The sequence below is a fragment of the Guyparkeria sp. SB14A genome (genome assembly GCF_005096345.1).
GTDB lineage: Bacteria > Pseudomonadota > Gammaproteobacteria > Halothiobacillales > Halothiobacillaceae > Guyparkeria > Guyparkeria hydrothermalis.
On the sequence record NZ_SWAW01000004.1, the window covers coordinates 86,427 to 108,284 of the forward strand.

22 protein-coding genes are annotated in these 21,858 nt (G+C 67.2%); 1 reads left to right on the forward strand and 21 read right to left on the reverse strand.

From position 1 onward, the window contains the following. Nucleotides 1–9 precede the first annotated feature (9 nt). Genes FAZ79_RS02980 through secA form a run of 5 tightly spaced genes read right to left on the reverse strand, consistent with a single transcriptional unit; the run spans nt 10 to nt 6,961 of the window. Entirely contained in the window at nt 10–519 is a 510-nt protein-coding gene (locus tag FAZ79_RS02980; protein ID WP_136866443.1) for a hypothetical protein, read from the reverse strand. Beyond that, nucleotides 516–1,526: a thiamine phosphate synthase gene (locus tag FAZ79_RS02985; protein ID WP_136866445.1), complete on the reverse strand. Its 1,011-nt coding sequence runs from the start codon at nt 1,524–1,526 to the stop codon at nt 516–518. The genes FAZ79_RS02980 and FAZ79_RS02985 overlap by 4 nt, the downstream gene beginning before the upstream one ends. A 5-nt stretch (nt 1,527–1,531) precedes the next feature. Beyond that, entirely contained in the window at nt 1,532–2,761 is a 1,230-nt protein-coding gene (argJ, locus tag FAZ79_RS02990; RefSeq protein ID WP_136866447.1) for a bifunctional glutamate N-acetyltransferase/amino-acid acetyltransferase ArgJ, read from the reverse strand. 28 nt (nt 2,762–2,789) lie between these two features. After that, a complete protein-coding gene (locus FAZ79_RS02995; RefSeq protein ID WP_136866449.1) occupies nt 2,790–4,112 on the reverse strand; it encodes a DUF945 family protein in 1,323 nt (440 codons plus the stop codon). Nucleotides 4,113–4,162: 50 nt separating this feature from the next. Further along, entirely contained in the window at nt 4,163–6,961 is a 2,799-nt protein-coding gene (gene secA, locus FAZ79_RS03000) for a preprotein translocase subunit SecA (protein ID WP_136866450.1), read from the reverse strand. A 262-nt stretch (nt 6,962–7,223) separates the two neighbouring features. Here secA and FAZ79_RS03005 point away from each other — a divergent pair, with 262 nt between their 5' ends. Continuing rightward, entirely contained in the window at nt 7,224–7,682 is a 459-nt protein-coding gene (locus FAZ79_RS03005) for a DciA family protein (protein ID WP_136866452.1), read from the forward strand. A gap of 54 nt (nt 7,683–7,736) precedes the next feature. Here FAZ79_RS03005 and FAZ79_RS03010 read toward each other — a convergent pair whose 3' ends face one another. The 16 genes from FAZ79_RS03010 to hfq form a co-directional block, all read right to left on the reverse strand. Further along, the gene (locus tag FAZ79_RS03010) at nt 7,737–8,387 is read right to left on the reverse strand and encodes a methyltransferase domain-containing protein (protein ID WP_136866454.1); all 651 of its coding nucleotides are present in this window, start codon (nt 8,385–8,387) and stop codon (nt 7,737–7,739) included. Nucleotides 8,388–8,423: 36 nt separating this feature from the next. Further along, nucleotides 8,424–8,930, reverse strand: coding sequence for a response regulator (locus tag FAZ79_RS03015; RefSeq protein WP_136866455.1), 507 nt, complete (start codon nt 8,928–8,930; stop codon nt 8,424–8,426). Nucleotides 8,931–9,170: 240 nt separating this feature from the next. Continuing rightward, nucleotides 9,171–10,088: a UDP-3-O-acyl-N-acetylglucosamine deacetylase gene (gene lpxC / locus FAZ79_RS03020; protein WP_136866457.1), complete on the reverse strand. Its 918-nt coding sequence runs from the start codon at nt 10,086–10,088 to the stop codon at nt 9,171–9,173. Nucleotides 10,089–10,254: 166 nt separating this feature from the next. Continuing rightward, a complete protein-coding gene (gene htpG, locus FAZ79_RS03025; RefSeq protein WP_136866459.1) occupies nt 10,255–12,150 on the reverse strand; it encodes a molecular chaperone HtpG in 1,896 nt (631 codons plus the stop codon). A gap of 139 nt (nt 12,151–12,289) precedes the next feature. Continuing rightward, the gene (locus FAZ79_RS03030; protein ID WP_136866461.1) at nt 12,290–13,021 is read right to left on the reverse strand and encodes a DUF429 domain-containing protein; all 732 of its coding nucleotides are present in this window, start codon (nt 13,019–13,021) and stop codon (nt 12,290–12,292) included. Between the two features lie 111 nt (nt 13,022–13,132). Further along, complete coding sequence (gene rplS, locus FAZ79_RS03035) at nt 13,133–13,480, reverse strand: 50S ribosomal protein L19 (RefSeq protein ID WP_136866463.1); 348 nt, start codon at nt 13,478–13,480, stop codon at nt 13,133–13,135. Nucleotides 13,481–13,496: 16 nt separating this feature from the next. After that, a complete protein-coding gene (gene trmD, locus FAZ79_RS03040; RefSeq protein ID WP_136866465.1) occupies nt 13,497–14,270 on the reverse strand; it encodes a tRNA (guanosine(37)-N1)-methyltransferase TrmD in 774 nt (257 codons plus the stop codon). Further along, on the reverse strand, nt 14,270–14,791 hold the full coding sequence (rimM, locus tag FAZ79_RS03045) for a ribosome maturation factor RimM (protein WP_136866467.1): 522 nt from the start codon (nt 14,789–14,791) through the stop codon (nt 14,270–14,272). The genes trmD and rimM overlap by 1 nt, the downstream gene beginning before the upstream one ends. A gap of 3 nt (nt 14,792–14,794) precedes the next feature. After that, a complete protein-coding gene (gene rpsP, locus FAZ79_RS03050) occupies nt 14,795–15,061 on the reverse strand; it encodes a 30S ribosomal protein S16 (RefSeq protein ID WP_125197731.1) in 267 nt (88 codons plus the stop codon). 204 nt (nt 15,062–15,265) lie between these two features. Beyond that, nucleotides 15,266–16,561: an adenylosuccinate synthase gene (locus FAZ79_RS03055; RefSeq protein ID WP_136866469.1), complete on the reverse strand. Its 1,296-nt coding sequence runs from the start codon at nt 16,559–16,561 to the stop codon at nt 15,266–15,268. 4 nt (nt 16,562–16,565) lie between these two features. Then, nucleotides 16,566–17,744, reverse strand: a complete 1,179-nt coding sequence (locus FAZ79_RS03060; protein WP_136866470.1) for an ATP phosphoribosyltransferase regulatory subunit — start codon at nt 17,742–17,744, stop codon at nt 16,566–16,568. A gap of 140 nt (nt 17,745–17,884) precedes the next feature. After that, complete coding sequence (locus tag FAZ79_RS03065) at nt 17,885–18,067, reverse strand: DUF2065 domain-containing protein (protein WP_136866473.1); 183 nt, start codon at nt 18,065–18,067, stop codon at nt 17,885–17,887. 6 nt (nt 18,068–18,073) lie between these two features. Beyond that, nucleotides 18,074–18,976, reverse strand: coding sequence for a protease modulator HflC (hflC, locus tag FAZ79_RS03070; protein ID WP_136866476.1), 903 nt, complete (start codon nt 18,974–18,976; stop codon nt 18,074–18,076). After that, on the reverse strand, nt 18,973–20,106 hold the full coding sequence (gene hflK / locus FAZ79_RS03075; protein ID WP_136866479.1) for an FtsH protease activity modulator HflK: 1,134 nt from the start codon (nt 20,104–20,106) through the stop codon (nt 18,973–18,975). Before hflK ends, hflC begins: the two co-directional genes overlap by 4 nt. Nucleotides 20,107–20,241: 135 nt before the next feature. Next, nucleotides 20,242–21,594, reverse strand: coding sequence for a ribosome rescue GTPase HflX (hflX, locus tag FAZ79_RS03080; RefSeq protein ID WP_136866482.1), 1,353 nt, complete (start codon nt 21,592–21,594; stop codon nt 20,242–20,244). 5 nt (nt 21,595–21,599) lie between these two features. Continuing rightward, entirely contained in the window at nt 21,600–21,857 is a 258-nt protein-coding gene (gene hfq, locus FAZ79_RS03085) for an RNA chaperone Hfq (RefSeq protein WP_136866485.1), read from the reverse strand. Nucleotide 21,858: the final 1 nt, after the last annotated feature.

Genomic DNA, 21,858 nt, shown 5'->3' on the forward strand with positions numbered 1-21,858 from the left:
GACTCCGGCTCAGTCGTCGCCGGACGGTCGGGACCGGTCGACCTGGAACGGCAGGCGCAGCAGATAGGCGCCCTCGGTACTGCGAATGCTCAGATTGGCGAGCCAGTCGCTGCGATCGGTGGTGCAGACCGGCAGGATCACCTCCGCGCGGTACTGCCCGTCGGCCAGTCGATCCAGCCGGTAGGCATTGATGCCCATGTCCATGCCGACCATCTTGAAATCGACCCGGATCTCGCCGACCGCCTTGCCGGTCTCGCCTTGCGGCACGACGCGGAACACCGCCTTTTCCAGCGGCACGACGGTTTCCGGCAGGCTAACGAGGAACGAACCCAGCCCCTCGATCGCGACCTCGCACCCCTCGCCCTTGAGCTCGCAATCGGTCGGTACCGCCACCTCGGTCAACGACCCGCTCACCGGGGTGTCGGTGGTCAGCTTGCCCGGTGCGCGCCCCCACAGGTAGGTCAGCACGCCGAGGACCAGCAGCGTGGCCACCAGCCATTTCGCCTGTTTCATGCTCATTGGGTCTCTCCTCTCTCCGCGAACCGCGCACACCAGAAGGCCGAGATCGAGGCCACGCCGAACCCGCCACGCCGCCAGATGCGCGGCAGGTCATCCGGCCCGACCCCGCCGAGCGCGTACACCGGCATGGGGGCGGCCGCCGCGAGGCCCGCGAACGCCGCCCAGCCCATGCCCGACGCCCCCGGGTGCGTTGCGGTCTCCCGCAGTGGCGAGACGGTGATCAGGTCGACGGCCAATTCGATGGCCCGTTCGAGGGTGGCGCGATCGTGTACCGCGGCGCTCACCAGGTGACCGCGCGCCTGCCTCTCCCGCACGGCGTGGGCAGACATCGAAAGCAGCCGGGCGTGGTTGAGATGCAGCCCGACACGCGGGTCCAGTCCCTCGGGCCACGGCCGGTCACCAGGCGGGTTGACCACCGGCCAGTGCCCGGCCGCCAGCACGGCCCGGGCCAATGCCGGCCACGGCAGGTCGGCGTTGGCGGCATCACCGGGCCGCAGGTTGACCAGCATCGGCGCCGGCAGTGACGGCAGGCGGGATTCGACGCCCGCCTGCCAGACAGTCACCCCGTCGGCGCCAACCGGGGGCGTAATGGCAAGGCAGCGCGGCAGGACCAGGGCGTTGACCAGGCCACGATTGGCCGGCGGCATGGCCGCCAGCCAATCGGCGCGCGCGTCACGATCGAGCGGCTCGGCCGCCAGCTGCTGTCCCTCGACCGAGCGCGGCTGTCCCGTCCAGCGGGTGACCTCGAAGCCGATCAAGCGCAGATGGCGGTCGGGGTAATCCCAGTTGAGCGTGATCACCCGCCGGGCGCGCTGCACCCGGATGCCGATTTCCTCGTCGAGCTCCCGAGCAAGTGCGTCCCGCAGCGCTTCGCCTGCCCGACGCTTGCCCCCGGGGAAGGCGCGCAACCCGGCCAGGTGCTTGCCGTCGGGGCGGACCTCGGTCCAGACGCGGCCGTCCGGCTCGCGCAGCAATCCCAGGACGATGTCGGTCCGCGGCCGGTCCATCGCGCTCAGGAGCGGTACTCGGCGTTGATCTTGACGTAGTCGTAGGAGAAGTCGCAGGTCCAGACCTGATCGACGGCCGTGCCGCGGCCGAGATCGACATGCATGGTGATCTCGGGCTCGGCCATCACGGCAGCCGCCTCGGCCTCGACGTATTCGGGGTCGCGCCCGCCGTCGACCACCACGCGCACGTCGCCCAGCCACAGGCTGACGTTGCCGACGTCGAGGTCGTCAATGCCGGCGTAACCGACCGCCGCGAGAATGCGGCCCAGATTGGGGTCGGAGGCGAACAGCGCGGTCTTGACCAGCGGGCTGTGCGCGATCGCCTTGCCCACCAGGCGGCACTCGGCCCGGTCGCGCCCGCCACTGACCTCGATGGTGACGAACTTGGTCGCCCCCTCGCCGTCACGCGCCAGGGCCTGGGCGAGAAAGACCGCCACCTCGGCGACCGCGTCACGCAGCGGCGCGTAGTTCGGGTCGTCGATGCCGGTGACCTCGAGGCTGCCCTCCCGACCGTTGGCAATCAGCATGAAGGCATCGTTGGTGGAGGTGTCGCCGTCGACGGTCACCCGGTTGAAGCTCTCCTCGGTCACCTCGTCGAGGATCGACTGCAGTACCGATTTCGGCACCCGGGCGTCGATACCCATGTAGCCGAGCATGGTGGCCATGTTGGGATGGATCATCCCCGAGCCCTTGGCGATGCCGGTGATCGTCACCGACGCCCCGCCGATCAGGCGGGTCAGCGAGCGCCCCTTGGGGATGGTGTCGGTGGTCATGATCGCCGAGGCGGCGCGCAGCCAGTTGTCCTCGACCGCCTCGGCCACCGCCTGGGGCAGCGCGTCGATGAGCTTCTCGGAGGGCAGCGTCTCCATGATCACGCCGGTGGAAAACGGCCAGACGGCCCGATCGTCGCAGCCCAGGCGATGGGCCAGCGCGTGGCAGACGGACTCGGCACGCGCCATGCCGTCGGCGCCCGTGCCGGCGTTGGCATTGCCGGTGTTGATCACCAGTGCCCTCGGGGCGACATCGCTCTCGCGCCGCTCGCGGCACATGATGACCGGCGCGGCGCAATAGCGGTTCTGGGTGAACACGCCCGCCATGGTCGCCCCCTCGGGCAACAGCATCACGGCCAGATCGTCACGGTTGGCCTTGCGCACGCCGGCCTGGGCGATACCGATGCGGATGCCGGGAATCGGACGCAGCTCCCCGGCGGCCGGGGCGGTCAATCCAACGCTCATGCCTTGCTCTCCTGACTTGCTGTGCTTTTCAGCCGCCGAAGGCCATGTTCAGCAACTGGTTGGCCGACGTGCCGTTGAGTTCGAGATTGCCCTGACGGAAATCGACGGTGGTCGCGACCACGCCGTCCTCGACGCGGACCCAGCCCTGCGCGACCAGCGGCGCGAGCTGCTCCTCGACCACGCCGACACGCTGACCACGCGCTGCCGCGGATTTTTCCAGCAGCGCAATCGGCATCTCAAGACTGCCCTCGATCACCAGGGCGCTGACCATGGCCATCCACATCATCGGATTGGGCTCGCCCTTGCTCATGCCGGCGGGCAATTCCGCGGCCAGCCGGATCTCGGTGTCACCCTCGGCGGTCGTCGCCCGCAACGGCTCGAGCGCAATCCGGGGACCGTGCTGCATCAGGGCGGGCAGTTCGGCCATCACGGCATCCGTGAATGCCTCGTCGATCGCCGCCCCTCGCGCGGCCAACGCCTGCAAGGTCTCCATGCGTTCGACCAGCGCACGCACCGCGCCGGCATCGAGCCGCTCGACCGCCAGTCGCATCTGCGCATCGCTAAACGACTCGTCCTGGATGACCGCGTCACCGACCTGGTAGTCGACCGCAAACCCCCAGCGGTCCTCCTCGCGCGCCGAGTCGAATCGCAGGACGAAGTCCTCGACCCAGCCCTGCTCGCTGTCCTGGTCGATCTCGAGGCGATCGAGCTCGAAACGCCCCTCGCTGTCCCAGACGAACCCGTCCTCGGCAACCTGGCCGGAGGCGATCAGGCGCAAGCCCTCGGAGACGACGGCCGAACCGGCCTCCACGCCCTCGGCCTCGTCGTCGATCGCCAGTCGTTCGCCCTCGAGGCGATAGTCGAAGCGGCCATCGGCCTTGGTGTCGAGCCGAATGTCGGCCCCGGAGAAATCGACCCCGTCCCGTTCGACCGACGGGATACGACCGGTCGAATGGCTCGCGCCGGTCGGGTACAGGGCCGTGGCGAGGGTGAACTCGGCATCGTCACCGAACACCTCGGCCAGCTCGTCGCGCAGCTCCGGGTCGGCCGGCTCCCAGGTCGTGTGAACGGTGGCGTAGCGCCCGTCGATGCCGGGCAGCTGGTCGATGCGATGGGTCAACATCACGCGCACCGGCTCCTGCTCCGGCAGACGCAACCACAACTCGGACTCGGCACGGGACTCGAGATAGCCACGCTGGTAGTCGGTCACCTCCAACTCCAGCGCATCACGCGTCCCCGGGAAGCGCTCGACCTCGGCCAGCGTGTTTTCCATGACGTGGCCGGTAACGAACGGCGCCGCGGCCAACACCGCCACGAGCACGACCAGCACGGCAACAATCAGACGTTTCATTCCCTGTCTCCTGAGCAGACGTTGTTACCGGCAGGCGCCCGCCGGCTTGATCAGAGCTTGCCGCAGCAGTGCTTGTACTTCTTGCCCGACCCGCAGTGACACGGATCGTTGCGACCGATCTTGGGGTTCTCGCGGCGCACCGGGCGCGTGGGGGGCTCGTTGCCGCCATCGGCCTGCCCGGACGGACGGGCGGGTGCGGCCGGCTCCTCGGGCTCGGCGAAGGTCGACACCGACTCGTGGCGGGTGCGCAGCTGGCTCGGGTCGACGCGCGGGTTGTCGACCAGCTCATCGAGCATGGAGTTGATGTCCTCCTGCTCCATGCCCTCGGGGGCGGCGATCTGCAAGCGGGTGAGCGTGCGGACGATCTCGTAGTTCATGTCGTCGAGCATCTTGCCGAACATCTCGAACGCCTCGCGCTTGTACTCCTGCGTCGGGTTCTTCTGCGCGTAGCCGCGCAGCCCGATGCTCTGGCGCAGGTAGTCCATCGCCGCGAGATGCTCCTTCCACTGGGCATCGAGCACCTGCAGCAGCACGCCCTTCTCGAACTGGCGCATGTTGTCTTCGCCGACCAGCTTTTCCTTGGCCTCGTAGTGGCGCTGGGCGGTGTCGATGATCTTGTCGAGCAGGGTCTCGTCGTGCAGATCGTCGTCCTCGTCCAGCCACTTCTGGATCGGCAGGTCGAGGCCGAAGTCGTCCTTGAGGTGGGCGGTCAGACCCTCGATGTCCCACATCTCCTCGAGCGCACCGAACGGCACGTAGCGACGGAAGCGCTCGGCGAGCACCTCGCGTCGCATCGACTCGATGATCGGGCGGGTGTCGGTGGTTGCCATGACCGCGCGGCGCTGCTCGTAGATGACCTTGCGCTGCTCGTTGGCGACGTTGTCGTAGTCGAGCAAGTGCTTGCGCATGTCGAAGTTGTGGCCCTCGACCTTGCGCTGGGCGTTCTCGATCGCGCGCGAGACCCAGGGGTGCTCGATGGCCTCGCCCGGCTTCATGCCGAGCCGCTTCATCAACCCGGAGACGCGATCGGAGGCGAACACCCGCATCAGGCTGTCCTCGAGCGACAGGAAGAAGCGGGTCGAACCCGGATCCCCCTGACGACCGGCACGGCCGCGCAACTGGTTGTCGATCCGGCGCGATTCGTGACGCTCGGTGCCCACGACGTGCAGGCCACCGGATTCCAGCACCTGCTCGTGGCGCTTTTCCCACTCGCGACGCACGCGGTCGCGCTCCTCGTCGGAGGCGTCCGGGCCGAGCTCGAGCAGTTCCTGCTCCAGATTGCCGCCCAGCACGATGTCGGTGCCGCGGCCAGCCATGTTGGTGGCGATGGTCACGGCACCGGGTCGACCGGCCTCGGCGATGATCTCGGCCTCACTCATGTGGTTCTTGGCGTTGAGCACGTTGTGCGGCACGCCGGCCTTCTGCAGTGCCTCGGAGACAAGCTCGGAGGCCTCGATCGAGGCGGTGCCGACCAGCGTGGGCTGCCCGCGTTCGCGCGCGGCCTGCACGTCCTTGGTGATGGCCTCGAACTTCTCCTGCGCGGTGAGGAAGACGAGATCGCCATGGTCGATGCGCTGAATCGGACGGTTGGTCGGGATCTGCACCACGTCCAGGCCGTAGATCTCGCCCAGCTCGCGCGCCTCGGTCTCGGCGGTACCGGTCATGCCGGCCAGCTTCGGGTACAGGCGGAAGTAGTTCTGGAAGGTGATCGAGGCGAGCGTCTGGTTCTCGGGCTTGATCGTGACGCCCTCCTTCGCCTCGACGGCCTGGTGCAGGCCCTCGGACCAGCGCCGCCCGGCGAGCGTGCGGCCGGTGAACTCGTCGACGATGATCACGTCGTCACCCTTGACGATGTAGTCGACGTTGCGCTTGTAGATCGCGTGCGCCCGCAGCGCCGAGGTCAGGTGCGAGAGCAGCATGATGTTGTGCGAATCGTAGAGCGACTCGCCTTCCTCGAGCAGCCCGGCCTGGATCAGCAGTTCCTCGGCCTTGTCGAAGCCCTGCTCGGTGAGGAAGACCTGCTTGTTCTTCTCGTCGACGGTGAAGTCGCCGCGCTCCTCGTCGGTCAGCGGCGGCTCGTCGTCCTTGGGCTCCTCGCGCGCCTGGCGCTTGAGCTCGGGGATCAGGCCGTTGATGGTGTGGTAGGTCGCCGAGGAATCGGCCGCGGGACCGGAGATGATCAGCGGGGTGCGCGCCTCGTCGATCAGGATCGAGTCGACCTCGTCGACGATCGCGTAGACCGGATCGCGCTGCATGATCTGCTCGGACGAGAACGCCATGTTGTCGCGCAGGTAATCGAAGCCGAGCTCGTTGTTGGTGGCGTAGGTGACGTCGCACTGGTAGGCATCGCGTTTGGCGCGCGCGTCCATCCCCGGCACCACCGTGCCCACGGTCAGGCCCAGCGCGGTGTAGACGCGCCCCATCCACTCGGCGTCACGCTTGGCGAGGTAGTCGTTGACGGTGACGACGTGCACGCCCTTCTTGGTGATCGCGTTGAGATAGACGGCGAGCGTCGCGACCAGGGTTTTGCCCTCGCCGGTCTTCATCTCGGCCACCTTGCCCTCGTGCAGGACCATGCCGCCGATCAGCTGGACGTCGAAGTGCCGCATGCCCATCACGCGGCGGCTCATCTCCCGGCAGACCGCGAAGGCCTCGGGCAGCAGCGAATCGAGGCTTTCACCGTCGGACCAGCGCTGGTGGAATTCCTCGGTGCGTCCCTTCAGCTCCTCGTCGGACAGGGCCTGCGTCGCCTCCTCGAGGGCGTTGATCTCCGTGACGCGTTTCCTGAGCTTCTTGACCTGGCGGTCATTGCGCGTACCGAAAACCTTGGCTGCAAACGATGCAATCATGTCCTATCCCGTGTTTCGACAAACCGCGCCGAGCCGGCGCGCGAAAAGTGAGGAACCGCCGGGGTCGGCAGGGCCGGATGGCCGGCCGTAAACGTGGCCGGTGGGCGGTCGGTCCGACGAGAAAAATCACCGGACCGAGACCGCGCGCAGAACCCGAACGATTCCTTGGCAAATGCGCTGAATCTTACGGCAGATGCGTGGATAATGATAGGCGGCGGGCCGTTGCTGGCGCCCGTCACAACCCCGTCACGAAGGCCGCGCGATGAATCTCGAACGCTACCGCCTGAACAACCCCGCCCTGGCCGGCATTCTCGACCGCGTCGTGCTGATCCGGGCCTACCAGGCCATCATCGACGGCCTGGTCTCCGGGCGCTCGGGTCAGGCGGTGCAGGTCATCAACGTCGATGAACACACCCTGACGCTGGGCGTGGGCAGTGCCGCGATGGCAAGCCGGATGCGTTTCGAGGCCCCCGACCTGTTGGCCCGCCTGCATCGCGCGCTCGACGCGCATCCCGGCGCCCCCCGGCCGGCCTCGATCCGGGTGCGCGTGACCCCGGCCAACGCCCCGACGCGACGTGAACGCCCCCGGGTCGAGCGCGAGCCGTCACGCACCGGCAGCCAGGCCCTGGACGTGCTTGCCTCGGTGCACGAAGGCGAGGAGCTCGCCCGCGCGCTGCAGCGTCTGTCCCGCGCCATCAACCCCGACGACGCGAACCACTGACCCGCCGAACGACGGGGCCGAAAAGCCGGAGCCTGGCGACCCCGTCGAAACGACTCAATCGCGTCGACAGTCGGCGCTCAGCAGGATCACCCCGCCGCACGGCAACCACGCCGGCCAGCGTCGCTCCAGCCAGCGGGCGAAGCGACCACCGCCCGGCAGGACGATCGCGGTTTGCACGCGTATGCGCGCAACCGGCAAGCCCTCGAACAGTCGCCGGGCGTCGGCCGGTGTGTACCAGCGTGCCCCGGCGTAACCGCCACGACCGCCATCCCGGCCCTTCTGCCACCAGAGCAGGCTGTTGCGGTTGAGCACCCCGATGACCACCCGGCGGCGCGCGACACGGACCATCTCGGCCACCGCCGCGGCGTCCTCGTCGATGAAGTCGAGCACCGTAATCGCCGTAACCAGGTCGACGGCCTTGTCGGCATGCGGCAGGGCCCGGGCATCGGCGCGCTCGTAGCAGGCACCCGTTCGATCCTGGTCACGGGCATACGCCAACCAGTCGGCATCGATGTCCGCGCCGACCACCAACCCGTCGATCGACGCGCCCAGCGCCCGGGTGAAGAAACCGGTGCCGCAACCGACGTCGAGCAACGACTCCCCCGACCGGGGCGAGAGACAACCCCGGATCAGGGCCGTCTCGCGCTCACCGATCCACTGCCCGTGACCGGATCGATACCACTGGTCGTAGTCGGCGGCATTCACGGCACACCCCCTCCGGTCGCGACGGCAGCCAGTCGATCAGATGGCCTGGCGATCGAATGCCGAGGGATTGAGTCGTTGCGGCAATCGCCCGTTGCGTACCAGCCCCTCGATCCGGGTGAATACCTCGGCGCGCCCGAAGGGCTTTTTCATGAAGTCGTCCGACCCGAGCCGGTCGAGCACCATGCGGGCCATCGACTGCTCGTCGCCACTGATCATGATCACGGGCACGTCCGCGGTCGCCGGGTCCTGGCGCAGTCGGCGCAGGGCGGCAAAGCCGTTCATGCCGGGCAATAGGATGTCGAGGAAGATCAGGTCGGGCGGGTACTGGCGGGCGAGTTTCAGGCCGGTCTCGGCATCGCCGGCGGCGATCGGCTCGAACTCGTTCTGGCTGAGCATCCGGCTGAGTATCTTGACCACGGTCTTGGAGTCATCGATGACCAGGATGCGCAGACCGCGCGAGGCCTCGTAACGACGACCGCGACGACGGTCCGCAGACTTGGTACGCAGCCCCAGCAGGCTGCCCAGGCGAGGCATGTAGCCCATGGCACTTCTCCTTGTGGTTGGTTGCTACCGCCGGTCTTCCCGACCGGCGAGCGTTCGACGATCCTGTCGATACAAATCGCGAGGTAGTTTTACCCAAGCGGCCGCCCCTGTCCACCGGGCGACTGCCTCCGGTCGGGGCAAAAAAGAAGACCCGGCATCAGCCGGGTCTCGTCGGTCGCGCTTCACGCCCTGATTTGCGTGGCCCTGGTTTGCGTCGCGCTGGTTTCGGCTATCGGGGCCTCACTCGGCGATCTGTGCCGCCGGGCGGGAGAACGACACCGGGGGCGGCTCCTCGTTCTCGAAGGTGACCACCTCGTAGGCCGACTCCCGGGCTAGCAGCGCGCGCAGCAGCTGGTTGTTCAGCGCATGGCCCGACTTGTGGCCGGTGAAGCTGCCGATCACGCTGCAGCCGAGCAGGTAGAGGTCGCCGATGGCGTCGAGGATCTTGTGCTTGACGAACTCGTCGCCGTAACGCAGGCCGTCCTCGTTGAGGATGTGCTCCTCGCCGACCACGATGGCGTTGTCGACCGAGCCGCCCAGCGCCAGGTTGCGCGAGCGCATCATCTCGAGATCGCTCATGAAACCGAAGGTCCGCGCCCGGGCGACTTCCTTGACGAAGCTGGTCGAGGAGAAGTCGATTTCCGCCAGGCGGGCGGACTTGTCCAGCACCGGGTGATTGAAGTCGATCGACATGGCCACGCGGAACCCCTCGTGCGGGTCGAAGCGCACCCAGCGATCACCGTCGACCACCTCCACCGGCTCGAGGATGCGGATGAAGCGCTTATGGGCATCCTGCTCCTCGATGCCCGCCGATTGGATCAGGAAGACGAACGGGCTGGCGCTGCCGTCCATGATCGGCATTTCCGGGCCGTCGATCTCGACCACGCAGTTGTCGATCCCCAGACCGGCCAGCGCCGACATCAGGTGCTCGACGGTGGAAATCTTGACGCCATCCTTGACCAGCGTCGTCGACAGCTGGGTTTCACCGACATTGAAGGCGTGACCCGGGATCGTCGCATCGTTGCCGAGATCGACCCGGTGAAAGACGATGCCGCTGTCCACGGGCGCCGGGCGCAGCGTCAGGCGAACCTGCTCGCCGGTGTGCAGACCGATCCCCGTGGCGCGGATGGTGTTTCGAAGTGTGCGTTGCTGAACCAAGATCGTGAGAACCCAAGCCGGTAAATCGGATAATTATCGCACGCTTGTGATGGGATAAAAACCGTGCGGGTCATGGCGTGACCAGCGATCCGACGAGGGCGCAAAAAAGAACCCCGGCATGGCCGGGGTCTCGGTTACGTCACGCACCCGTCGACGGGTCTGACTGTCAAGCGAGCAACCGGTTCAATCGACTGACGAAGTCGGCCGAATCGGCCAGCTTGCCGCCCTCGGCGAGCATCGCCTGCCCGTAAAGCACGTGCGCGATGTCGGCGAAGCGCGCCTCGTCGGACTCACCCTCGGCCTGCTGGAGCAGCCGGTGGTCGGGGTTGATCTCGAGGATCGGCTTGGTCTCGGGCATCGCTTGCCCGGCCTGCTCGAGGATGCGCTGCAGGTGCAGGCTGACGTCGCCCTCGTCGGTGACCAGGCACGCCGGGGAGTCGACCAGGCGACGCGAGCGGCGCACGTCCTTCACTTCCTCGCCCAGGGTGTCCTTGAGTCGCTTGATCAGGGCCTCGTGCTCCTGCTTCTCCTCCTCGGACTCGTCCTCGTCTTCCTCGTCGACGTCGATCTTCGCCTTGGTGACCGACTTGAGGCTCTTGCCGTCGAACTCGGTCAGGTGCGCCATCACCCACTCGTCGACCCGGTCGGAGAGCAGCAACACCTCGATGCCCTTCTTGCGGAAGATCTCCAGGTGCGGCGAGGCCAGCGCGGCCTGGTAGGAGTCGGCGATGATGTAGTAGATCTCGTCCTGGTCCTCGGGCATGCGCTCGATGTAGTCGGCCAGCGAGACCGTCTCCGCGTCACTCGCACCCTCGTCCTGCCCCTTGGTGGAGGCAAAGCGCAGCAGGCCGGCGATCTTCTCCTTGTTGGCAACGTCCTCGCCGACGCCTTCCTTGAGCACGCGGCCGAAGGTCTGCCAGAAGTCGGCGTACTTCTCGGGCTCATTCTTGGCCATCTTCTCGAGCAGCGAGAGCACGCGCTTGACCGAACCGGAACGGATGGTGTCGAGCACGCGGTTGGACTGCAGGATCTCGCGCGAGACGTTCAGCGGCAGGTCGGCCGAGTCGATCACACCGCGCACGAAACGCAGGTAGCGCGGCATCAGCTTGTCGGCGTCGTCCATGATGAACACGCGCTTGACGTACAGCTTGACGCCATGGCTCTGCTCGGGCTCGAACAGGTCGAACGGCGCGCGCTTGGGGACGTAAAGCAAGGAGGTGTATTCGACCTTGCCCTCGACCTGGTTGTGCGCCCAGGCGAGCGGCGGCTCCCAGTCGTGGGAGACGTGCTTGTAGAACTCGGTGTACTCCTCGTCCGTGATCTCGCTCTTCGGCCGGGTCCAGAGCGCATTGGCGTCGTTGACCGTCTCCCAGCGCCCCGGGATCTCGGTCTCGTTGCCGTCCTCGTCCGTGTCGGTCTTGGGTGGCACCCACATCTGCACCGGGAAGTTGATGTGATCCGAGTACTTGCGGATCACCGAGCGCAGGCGGAAGTCGTCGGCGAATTCCTGCTGGTCCTCGCGCAGGTGCAGCACGATGCGGGTGCCCCGCTCGGGCTTGTCGACCGTCTCGATGGTGTATTCGCCCTCGCCGGTGGAGGTCCAGCGCACGCCGTGCTCGGCACCGACGCCGGCGCGGCGGGTGATCAGCTCGACGTGGTCGGCGACGATGAAGGCCGAGTAGAAGCCCACGCCGAACTGGCCGATCTGGTTTGCATCCTTCTGCTTGTCCGCCTCGAGCTGCTCGAGGAAGGCCTTGGTGCCCGAGTGGGCGATGGTGCCGATGTGCTCGACCACTTCCTCGTGGTTCATGCCGATGCCGTTGTCATCGATGGTGACGGTCTTCTTCTCGGCATCGAAGGAGACCCGCACGCGCAGGTCCTTGTCGTCCTCGTAGAGGCCGTCATCGGCCAACGCCTCGAAACGCAGCTTGTCGCAGGCATCCGAGGCATTCGAGATCAGCTCGCGGAGAAAGACCTCGGGATTGGAGTACAGCGAGTGGATCATCAGACGAAGCAGCTGCTTCACCTCGGTCTGGAAGGCATGCGTCTGGGCTTGACTCATGGAAGCGGTTCTCCGTGTTGTCGCTCGGTTTCGAATACGGCGGACGGTCGCACCAGGCGGTCGCCGTCAACGCGGTGGAGATAGGGACGTCGGGCGGGATTTCAAGGCCATCGCGGTGACCCACTCGGACGAACGCAGCTCAGTAGACGATCCGCATGGGCAGACCGCAGGCATCGCGCGGCGGGTCGCTCGGCAGGCAGGCGCCCGCACCGGCCGCGTGTCGACGCGCACTCCAGAGCACGGCAAAGGCATCGAGCATGTCGTCCTCCTTCACCCGGGTGCCGGCCAGCTGGGTCACGGCCGAGTCGATCGCCGGCGAGCCGAAGGCCTCGGCGATCAATGCCCGACGGCGATAGATGCCTTCGATACGGTGCTTGGAAGCCGGCAGCGGTTCGCCCCGGTTCATGGCGAGGAAGGAAAGCTCGGGGTGCACCTCGACCACACGCTCGCGCCAGGCGAGGTCACGGCTCAACAGCTCGTCGAGTTCGCGAACCTTCGCGAAGAGGTTCCAGGCCTGCGCGGACACGCCCTTTCCACCCGATTGCCGGGAGAGCGAAGAGGCCTCGGCGTGCGTGGTGGCCGCCAGGGCCGGGCGCAACGGGGCGGGAAAGACCGATGAGCCCCTCGCGCCGAGCAATCCCCTCGCCTCTCGGTCGCATGCGCGCGGCTCGTCGTCCGACAAGCCGATCGGCATGTCGATGCCCACCCGGCGCAAGTCGGCAAACTTGCCCAGCAGGTCATCGAGGCGCGGGGCGACCAGCGCACGCACCGTTGACGTGGAGCCCCTTTCATCGACCTGCTCCTCTACCTGGGCGATTGCCACCCACCCGCCGGGGCAACCGTCGATCCCGACGATCCACTGCTCACTCATGGCTTCTCCGGTCGACGCAGGCCGCTTTTACCACGCCTGAAAAAGCGAAACCCCCGTCACCGATGGTGCGGGGGTTTCTGGTCAGCCCTGGGGCTGGGTCGGCCGAAACGGTCAGCCCAGACGCTCGCGGATACGAGCGGCCTTGCCGGTACGACCACGCAGGTAGTACAGCTTGGCGCGACGGACGTCGCCGCGACGCTTGACCGTGATCGAGGCGATCTGCGGGCTGTAGGTCTGGAAGACACGCTCCAGGCCCTCGCCGTAGGAGATCTTGCGCAGGGTGAACGAGGAGTTCAGGCCGCGGTTGCGCTTGGCAATCACGACACCCTCGAACGCCTGCAGACGCTCACGGTCACCCTCGGTTACCCGAACGTCGACGGAAACCGTGTCGCCGGGGCCGAACTCCGGCACCTCGCGGGTCATTTGATCGGCTTCGATTTTCTTGATGATCTCGCTCATTTTCCGCCACCTGTTATCAATCGCGTGTCTGTTGGCCGGGGTCGTCATCGCTGCCCGCGAGCCAGTGTCTTTCCAGTGCCGCCCGCTCGTTGTCGGTCGGCCCGTGTTGCAAAAATAGGTCCGGTCGTCGCCGGGCCGTGGTCATCAGGGCCTGCTCGGTCCGCCACTCGGCGATCCGCCGGTGATCGCCACTCGAGAGCACCGCCGGCACCCCGCGGCCCTCCCATTCCGGCGGCCGCGTGTAGTGCGGGTGATCCAGCCGGTCGGCCTCGAACGAGTCCTCGACCACCGACTGCGCGTCCCCGACCACGTCGGGCAGGCGCCGGGCGATCGCATCGACCACCACCATTGCCGCCAGCTCGCCCCCGGAGAGCACCAGGTCGCCGAGGGAATACTCGACGTCCACCCGGGAATCAAGTATCCGCTGGTCGAAGCCCTCGTAGCGGCCACAGACCAGCACCAATGGCTGCTCCCTCTCGGCCCAGTCGGCGATCACGTGCCGATCGAGCCGCTGCCCCTGAGGCGAGAGCGCCACGACCAGCGGCCGCGCCGCGTCGGTCTCGGCCACCGCCGCGTCGATCGCCCCACTGATCGGGCCGGGCTGCAACAGCATGCCCGGCCCGCCGCCGAACGGGCGATCGTCGACCCGACGGTTGCGATCGGTCGACCAATCGCGCGGGTTGTAACCCGCCACGGTCAGCCTTTCCTTCTCGATCGCGGAGCGGACCATGCCGCAGCGGTTCCCCGCGTCCACCAGTTCGGGGAACAGGGTCACCACCGAAATCCGCATCAGAAGTCGGGGTCCCAGTCGACCTCGATCCGACGCTCGTCGAGGTCAACCGCGCGGATGACCTCGTCGGGGAGGAAGGGAATCAATCGTTCCCGATCCCCCTGGACGACCAGCACGTCGTTCGCGCCGGTCTCCATCATGTCCTTCACCTCACCCAGCACCTGGCCGGAGAGGTGCACCACCTCGCAACCGATCAGGTCGCGCCAGTAGTACTCGTTCGGGCCGGCCGGCGGCAGCGCCTCCCGGTCGACCACCACCTCGGCCCGCCCGAGCGACTCGACCGCCGTGCGGTCGTCGAACCCGGCGATCTTGACGGTCACGCCCTTGGGGTGGACCGTCAGCTTCTCGAACTGCGCCGGGCGTGTCTCGCCGCGCTCGGTGCGCAGGGTGACGTCACGGTACCGCTTGATGTTCTCGATCGGTCGAGTGAACACCTGCAGCCATACCCAGCCCTTGATCCCGTAGGGACGACCGAGCTGAGCGATGACGACCGGATCGACCGGTTCCGTCGACGCCGTCACCGCTTACTCGGCGGCAGCAGTCGCCTGCTTCTTGCTCTGGCGGACCAGGGAGGCAACGCGCTCGCTGGTCTGCGCACCGCGCTCCTGCCAGAAGGCCAGGCGGTCGAGGTCCAGGCGCAGACGCTCTTCCTGACCACGGGCGACCGGGTTGAAGAACCCGAGACGCTCGACGTACGAGCCGCTGTCACGCGCGTTGCGCTTGTCGGTGACGACGACGTGGTAGAAGGGCTTCTTTTTGGCACCAGTACGAGCCAGACGAATCTTGACCATAACGCTTAACGATTCCTGTTGGAGTAGTGACTGCCAGACTGCGTCGACGACGACGCCGGCCAGCCATCTGACCGATCTCGCAGCCTCGGCAATTCACCGAGGGAAATTCAAGTGGCGCGATTTTACGGATTTTTGCGCAGAAATAAAGACCTGCGACCCACCGATTTTTCGGCGGGCGGGTCGAAACGAGGCCGGGACCGACGCTCAGGCGTCGTACGGGTCCCGCAACACGATGGTTTCCTCGCGGTCCGGCCCGGTCGAGATCAGGTCGACCGGCACCCCGGTCAGCTCCTCGATGCGGCGGATGTAGGCGCGCGCCTCGGCCGGCAGACCGTCGAGGTCCTTCACGCCGACGGTGGTCTGCGACCAGCCGGGCATCGACTCGTAGATCGGCACGCAGCGGGAGTAGGTGTCGGCGGAGAACGGCGCGCTCTCGATGCGCTGCCCCTCGATCTCATAGCCGATGCAGATCCGCACCTCTTCCATGCCGTCGAGCACGTCGAGCTTGGTCAGGCACAGGCCCGACAGGCTGTTGATCTGCACCGCCCGGCGCAGCGCCACGGCATCGAACCAGCCGCAGCGACGCGCCCGACCGGTGGTCGAGCCGAACTCGTGGCCACGCTTGGCCAGCCGCTCGCCGATCTCGTCCTCGAGCTCGGTCGGGAACGGCCCGCCGCCCACGCGCGTGGTGTAGGCCTTGGTGATGCCGAGCACGTAGTCGAGCTCCAGCGGCCCGACCCCGCTGCCGGTGGAAGCGCCGCCGGCGGTGGTGTTCGAGGAGGTGACGTACGGGTAGGTGCCGTGATCGATGTCCAGCAAGGTGCCCTGGGCGCCCTCGAACATCAGGTTGCGGCCCTCGCTCCGCATCTGCGCAAGCGTACCCGGCACGTCGCCGACCATCGGCGCGAGGATCTCGGCCTGGGCCAGCAGGCGATCGAGCGTCTGCTGGAAGTCGATCGCCTCGGCGCCGAAGTACTGGCGCAGCACGAAGTTGTGGTAATCGAGCACCTCGCCCAGCTTCGCGGCCAGGCGCTCGCGGTGGAAGATGTCCTCGAGGCGGATGCCGCGCCGCGCCACCTTGTCCTCGTAGGCCGGACCGATGCCGCGGCCGGTGGTGCCGATCTTCTGCTCGCCGCGGGCGTGTTCGCGCGCCTTATCGAGCGCGACGTGATGCGGCAGGATCAGCGGGCAGGCCTCGGAAAGCATCAGGCGGTCGGATGCCGGCACGCCGCGCGACTCGAGCTGCTCGATCTCCTCGATCAGCGCGTCGGGAGCCAGCACCACGCCATTACCGATCAGGCACTTGACGCCTTCGCGCAGGATGCCCGAGGGAATCAGGTGCAGGACGGTCTTCTCGCCGTCGATCACCAGGGTGTGACCGGCGTTGTGCCCGCCCTGAAAGCGCACGACCGCACCGACGTTCTCCGTCAGCAGGTCGACGACCTTGCCCTTGCCCTCGTCGCCCCACTGGGACCCGAGGACGACCACACTCTTACCCATGGTCCTATTCACCCGTTAGCTGCCAAGTTTGTGTTTGTCCGTCATCGACGGCGACCAGCTGCGCGGCGCCGTCGGGAATCGATTTCGTCGTGATCACGCGGTAGCCCTTGCCGCGCAGGTCGGCCACCGCCCGGTCGAGGGCCGCGTCGTTGAGGCGCGCCGGTGCGTAGACCGTCGGGCCCGCCGGCGCCTCGTCGTCGTCCTCGCCCAAGAGGTCACGCAGGTCGAGCGAGAAGCCCAGCGCCGGACGCGAACGGCCGAACACCTGGCCGATGTCGTCGTAGCGACCGCCGCGGGCGATCTCGCGCCCCATGCGCGGCGAGTAGGCGGCGTAGACCAGCCCGGTCTGGTAGTGATAGCCGTGCAGTTCGGACAGGTCGACCAACACCTCGCCGTCGACACGGGTATCGATCGCCTCGGCCACGGTGGCCAGGCGATCCAACGCGGCCCGCCCCTCGGCATCCAGCAGCCCGTTCAGGCGCTGTCCGGCCGACGCGAGCGTGGCCTGCCAGGGGCCGTGCAGGTCGCAGAGTGCCTCGATCGCCTCGACGAGCGATGCCTCCAGCGACCAGCCGGCGAGCGTCTGGCGAATCTCGGGGACGGCCTTGCGGGTCAGCGCGTCACGCAGCTGATCCTCGCGCGCCTCGTCGAGGCCCGCGGCGCGCACCAGCGCTCGGAAGACGCCCACGTGCCCGAGATCCAGCGTCATCTGCCGGCAGCCGCCGACCGCCAGCGCCTCGGTCATCAGCGAGATGACCTCGACGTCCGCCTCCGGGCCGTCGCTGCCGAACAGCTCGGCACCCACCTGCATCGGCGCGCGCGAGCCGCCCAGCCCGTCGGTCTTGGCGCGGATCACCGTGCCGATGTAGCACAGCCGCCGCTCGTCGACCGACGGCAGGCTGTGGGCATCCATCCGCGCGACCTGCGGGGTCATGTCGGCACGCACGCCGAGCTGGCGACCGGACAGGCCGTCGGTGACCTTGAGCGTCTCGAGGTCGAGGTCCTCGCCGGTGCCGACCAACAGGGTGTCGATGAACTCCACCATCGGCGGAACGACCAGCTCGTACCCCCAGCGATCGAAGGTTTCGAGCATCCGGGTGCGAACGCGCTCAATGCGGCGTGCCTGCGCGGGCAGGACCTCGTCGATGCCGGCCGGCAGAATCCAGGGGGACTGATTGCTCATTGCTGTTGCAGGGTGTCGAGTGTGTCGTGGACGAAGGGCCGAGGCGGGACACGGCACGGGGCAAAACCCGCGTATTGTAAACGCGGCACACAAAAAACCCCAGCCCGGGCTGGGGTTCTTCTATCGGGACGGGGTGCGGACTACCCCCAGACCCAGAGCGCAAGCCCGAGCAGGAGGATCACCAAGGCGATGATCCGCATGCGCGAATCCGGGGTCAGGGCGATCTGCGCGACCGCCTGCCGGTAGGTCCGCGGGCTGATGAACGGCAGCAGCGCCTCGATGATCAGCACCAGGCCGAGCACCCGCAGCAGGTCGTCCATCATGGCCGCTTACCGCGCCGGCAGCGCGGCGTCGCCCGACTCGCCCGTGCCGTTCGGCGACTCGAAGTAGCGGAAGAACGGGCTGTCCGGGCTGAGCACGAAGGTGTCGCTGCCGTTGGCAAAGACCTTCTGGTAGGCCTGGATGCTGCGGTAGAAGGCGAAGAATTCCTCGTCCTGGCCGAACGACTCGGCGTAGATGCGCGCCGCCTCGGCATCGCCCTCGCCTCGGATCTCGTCGGCCTCGCGCTCGGCCTCCGAGATGATCACCACGCGCTGGCGATCGGCATCGGAGGTGATGCGCTTGGCCTGCTCCTCACCGCGCGAGCGGATCGCCTTGGCCACCGTCGAGCGCTCCTTCTCCATCCGCGAGTAGACCGACTCGCGCACTTCCTGCGGCAGCTCGATGCGCATGATCCGCACGTCGACGATCTCCAGACCCAGCCCGGAGATGTCCTCGTTGGTGGTCTCGATCACGTTGCGCATGAACAGGTCGCGATCCCCGGACACCACCTCGGCGATGGTCCGGCTGGAGATCTGGCTCTTCATGCTGTCCTTGACGATCTGGTTCAGACGGCTCTCGGCCACCGACTCCTGACCGCGGGTCGCCCGGTAGAAGTCGGCCGGGTTCGTGATGCGCCACTTGATGTAGTAGTCGACGATCAGGTTCTTCTTCTCGCTGGTCAAGAACCGCTCCGGCGGCGTGGACAGCGACAGGATGCGCGTGTCGAACAGGCGCACCGAGTTCACGAACGGCAGCTTGAAGTGCAGGCCGGGCTCGAAGTCGGTCTCGACGATTTCACCCAGGCGGAACTTCACGCCCTCCTGGTATTCGGCCACCTGGAAGGTCGCGGTCGCGTAGAGGAACACGATCACGACGATGATCGGCAGCAGCAGGCGCGTCACCCAGTTCATTCGGACCCCCTGGTACGCAGACCGGAACGGTTGTTGTTGGAACTGCCCGAATTACCTTCGAACGAGGTGCTCGTCGAGAGCGACGGCACCGCCAGCGGCGCGCCACCGCGCAGGTCGGAATCCTGCATGACGTTGCCCTTGGTACCGGACGGCAGGTTCAGGATGTTGTTGGCGTTGTCCGGGTCGACCACGATCTTGTTGCCCTTGGCGTAGATCTCGCCGAGCGTGTCGATGTAGATCCGCTCGCGGATGATCGACGGGGCGATCCGGTAGGACGCCAGCAGCGCATCGAATCGCGCGGCCTCACCCTGGGCCTGGTTGATGACGCGGGACTGGTAGCCCTTTGCCTGCTCGAGGATCTGGGCGGCGTCACCACGGGCGCGCGGCACCACCTGGTTGGCGTAGGCCAGCGCCTCGTTGATGTAACGCTGCTCGTCTTCGCGGGCGCGGATGGCGTCCTCGAAGGCCGGCTGGACCGGCTCGGGCGGCTGGACGTCCTGCAGGTTGACCGAGCGGACGTTCAGGCCGGTCTGGTAGGACTCGAGCAACTCCTGCATGCGGGTGCGCACCGCGTCGACGATCTCGACCCGGCCGTCGGTCAGCACGTAGTCCATGCGGCTCGAGCCGATGACCTCGCGGATCGCGCTCTGCATGACGTCCTGCAGCGTGCCGTTGGGATCGCGGACGTTGAACAGGAACTCGACCGGATCACGCACGGTGAACTGGCTGGAGAGATCGACGTCGACGATGTTCTCGTCGTTCGTCAGCACCGTCATGCTGAGCTCGCGGTCGCGGTATTCGTCGACGTTGACGGTGATCACGTCCGAGATCGGGTACGGCGGATGCCAGTGCGGCCCCGGACCGGCGGTGCTGGTGTACTTGCCGAAGGTCAGCACGACGCCGCGCTGGCCTTCGTCGACGATGTAGATACCGGAGATCAGCCAACCGATCAGCACGATGCCGATGATCGCCAGGATCCCCTTGGACCCACCGGCATTGCCCATGCCGCCACCGCCGCCGAAGCGGTCCTTCAGGCGTCCGAGGGCATCGTCGATGTTGGGCGGCTTACCGCCCCGGCCGCGGGGATTCGACCAGGGATCTTTACCGCCACCCGGCTCGTTCCAGGCCATGGGCTTCTCCAGTGATTGCCGCCGGCGAATCCGGCGGGCAGTGGGTATGCGTGAGGTTTCGTGACATCCACCCCGCCCGACGGGCGGAAAGCAGCGCCAAAGTGTAGTGGCCGTGGCCGGACGTGGCAACCGCCGTCAGTGTCCGGGCTCGCGGTCGGCCAGGACCACCTCGAAGGGCTCGGGCGGCGCCGGCTCGGGGGCATCGAGCACCATGTCGGCCAGTGCCGGTTCCTTTTTGAGCAACTGCCCCCAGCGCGCCACCGGCAGATTGATCTCCAGGTGCCAGCCATCCTCGTCGACCGATTCCTCGAGCACGGCGCCCTCCCCCTGCAGCTGGGCGTAGAGGCGGCCGTCGGCCATGGGGATGAACAGCCGTCGCGTGACGCTGCTCGGCTCGAGTCGCTCGGCCAGGGCCTCGCGCAGCTCGTCGAGCCCGAGCGATTCCTTGGCCGACACCCAGACGCGGCTGGGCAGGCCGGCGGCATCGCGATCGACCCGCACGGCATCGTCTTCGAGCTGATCGATCTTGTTCATGACGGTCAGGCGCGGCATCTTGCCCGCGCCGATCTCCTCGAGCACGACCTCGACGTCCTCGATCTGCCGATCGCGCTCCGGCGAGGCGGCATCGACCACGTGCAGGAGCAGGTCGGCCTCCAGCGTCTCCTCGAGGGTGGAACGAAACGCGGAGACCAGCTCGTGCGGCAGGTGACGGATGAAGCCGACCGTGTCGGCGAACACCACCGTCAGTTGCGGGTTCATCTCCACCCGGCGCAGCGTGGTGTCGAGCGTGGCAAACAACTGGTCGGCGGCGAAGGACTCGGCCACGGTCAGGGCGTTGAACAGGGTGGACTTGCCGGCGTTGGTGTAGCCGACCAGGGCCACGGTGGGCACGTCCGACTGCTGACGCCCCTTACGCCCCTCGGCCCGCTGGCGACGCACCCGCGCGATACGCTCCTTGAGCTGCTTGATGCGTCCGCCGAGCAGGCGGCGGTCCATCTCGAGCTGGGTTTCGCCCGGCCCGCGCAGACCGATCGACCCGCCGCGCTGGCGCTCGAGGTGGGTCCAGCCCCGCACCAAACGCGTGGCCAGGTGGTTCAACTGGGCCAGTTCGACCTGCAGCTTGCCCTCGTGCGAGCGGGCGCGCTGGGCGAAGATGTCGAGGATCAGGCCGGTCCGGTCGAGCACGCGGCACTTGACCAGCCGCTCCAGGTTGCGCTCCTGGGAGGGCGAGAGCTGGGCGTTGACGATCACCAGTTCGGCCTCGTGCGCGGCGACCAGCTCGGCCAGCTCTTCGGCCTTGCCCTTGCCGATGAACAGGCGCGGGTCCGGGGTCTGACGGTTGACCGTGCTCTCGGCGAGGATCTCGGCGCCGGCCGAACTGACCAGCTCGCGGAACTCGGTCAGGTCCTCGTTGGAATCCACCGCGCGCTGCTCGACGTGCAGCAACACGGCCCGTTCACCGCCCTGGTGGCGCTCGAAGAACTCCATCGGGGTTATTCGTCGCCCCCGCCGTCGCGGCCCTCGCCCTTGGGCTCGGCATCGATGTTCACCGGCCGGGTCGGCACGATGGTGCTGATCGCGTGCTTGTAGACCAGCTGGGAGACGTTGTTCTTCAGCAGCACGACGAAGTTGTCGAACGAGTCGATCTGGCCCTGCAGCTTGATGCCGTTGCGCAGGTAGATGGATACCGGAATGTGCTCACGACGCAGGGTATTGAGAAACGGTTCTTGCAGTGACTGGCTTTTGGCCATG

Excerpts from the sequence above, each read along its gene's own strand:
- FAZ79_RS02980 (WP_136866443.1), bottom strand. The coding sequence starts at position 519 with ATGAGCATGAAACAGGCGAAATGGCTGGTGGCCACGCTGCTGGTCCTC.
- FAZ79_RS02985 (WP_136866445.1), bottom strand. The coding sequence starts at position 1,526 with ATGGACCGGCCGCGGACCGACATCGTCCTGGGATTGCTGCGCGAGCCG.
- argJ (WP_136866447.1), bottom strand. The coding sequence starts at position 2,761 with ATGAGCGTTGGATTGACCGCCCCGGCCGCCGGGGAGCTGCGTCCGATT.
- FAZ79_RS02995 (WP_136866449.1), bottom strand. The coding sequence starts at position 4,112 with ATGAAACGTCTGATTGTTGCCGTGCTGGTCGTGCTCGTGGCGGTGTTG.
- secA (WP_136866450.1), bottom strand. The coding sequence starts at position 6,961 with ATGATTGCATCGTTTGCAGCCAAGGTTTTCGGTACGCGCAATGACCGC.
- FAZ79_RS03005 (WP_136866452.1), top strand. The coding sequence starts at position 7,224 with ATGAATCTCGAACGCTACCGCCTGAACAACCCCGCCCTGGCCGGCATT.
- FAZ79_RS03015 (WP_136866455.1), bottom strand. The coding sequence starts at position 8,930 with ATGGGCTACATGCCTCGCCTGGGCAGCCTGCTGGGGCTGCGTACCAAG.
- htpG (WP_136866459.1), bottom strand. The coding sequence starts at position 12,150 with ATGAGTCAAGCCCAGACGCATGCCTTCCAGACCGAGGTGAAGCAGCTG.
- FAZ79_RS03030 (WP_136866461.1), bottom strand. The coding sequence starts at position 13,021 with ATGAGTGAGCAGTGGATCGTCGGGATCGACGGTTGCCCCGGCGGGTGG.
- rplS (WP_136866463.1), bottom strand. The coding sequence starts at position 13,480 with ATGAGCGAGATCATCAAGAAAATCGAAGCCGATCAAATGACCCGCGAG.
- trmD (WP_136866465.1), bottom strand. The coding sequence starts at position 14,270 with ATGCGGATTTCGGTGGTGACCCTGTTCCCCGAACTGGTGGACGCGGGG.
- rpsP (WP_125197731.1), bottom strand. The coding sequence starts at position 15,061 with ATGGTCAAGATTCGTCTGGCTCGTACTGGTGCCAAAAAGAAGCCCTTC.
- FAZ79_RS03055 (WP_136866469.1), bottom strand. The coding sequence starts at position 16,561 with ATGGGTAAGAGTGTGGTCGTCCTCGGGTCCCAGTGGGGCGACGAGGGC.
- FAZ79_RS03060 (WP_136866470.1), bottom strand. The coding sequence starts at position 17,744 with ATGAGCAATCAGTCCCCCTGGATTCTGCCGGCCGGCATCGACGAGGTC.
- FAZ79_RS03065 (WP_136866473.1), bottom strand. The coding sequence starts at position 18,067 with ATGATGGACGACCTGCTGCGGGTGCTCGGCCTGGTGCTGATCATCGAG.
- hflC (WP_136866476.1), bottom strand. The coding sequence starts at position 18,976 with ATGAACTGGGTGACGCGCCTGCTGCTGCCGATCATCGTCGTGATCGTG.
- hflK (WP_136866479.1), bottom strand. The coding sequence starts at position 20,106 with ATGGCCTGGAACGAGCCGGGTGGCGGTAAAGATCCCTGGTCGAATCCC.
- hflX (WP_136866482.1), bottom strand. The coding sequence starts at position 21,594 with ATGGAGTTCTTCGAGCGCCACCAGGGCGGTGAACGGGCCGTGTTGCTG.
- hfq (WP_136866485.1), bottom strand. The coding sequence starts at position 21,857 with ATGGCCAAAAGCCAGTCACTGCAAGAACCGTTTCTCAATACCCTGCGT.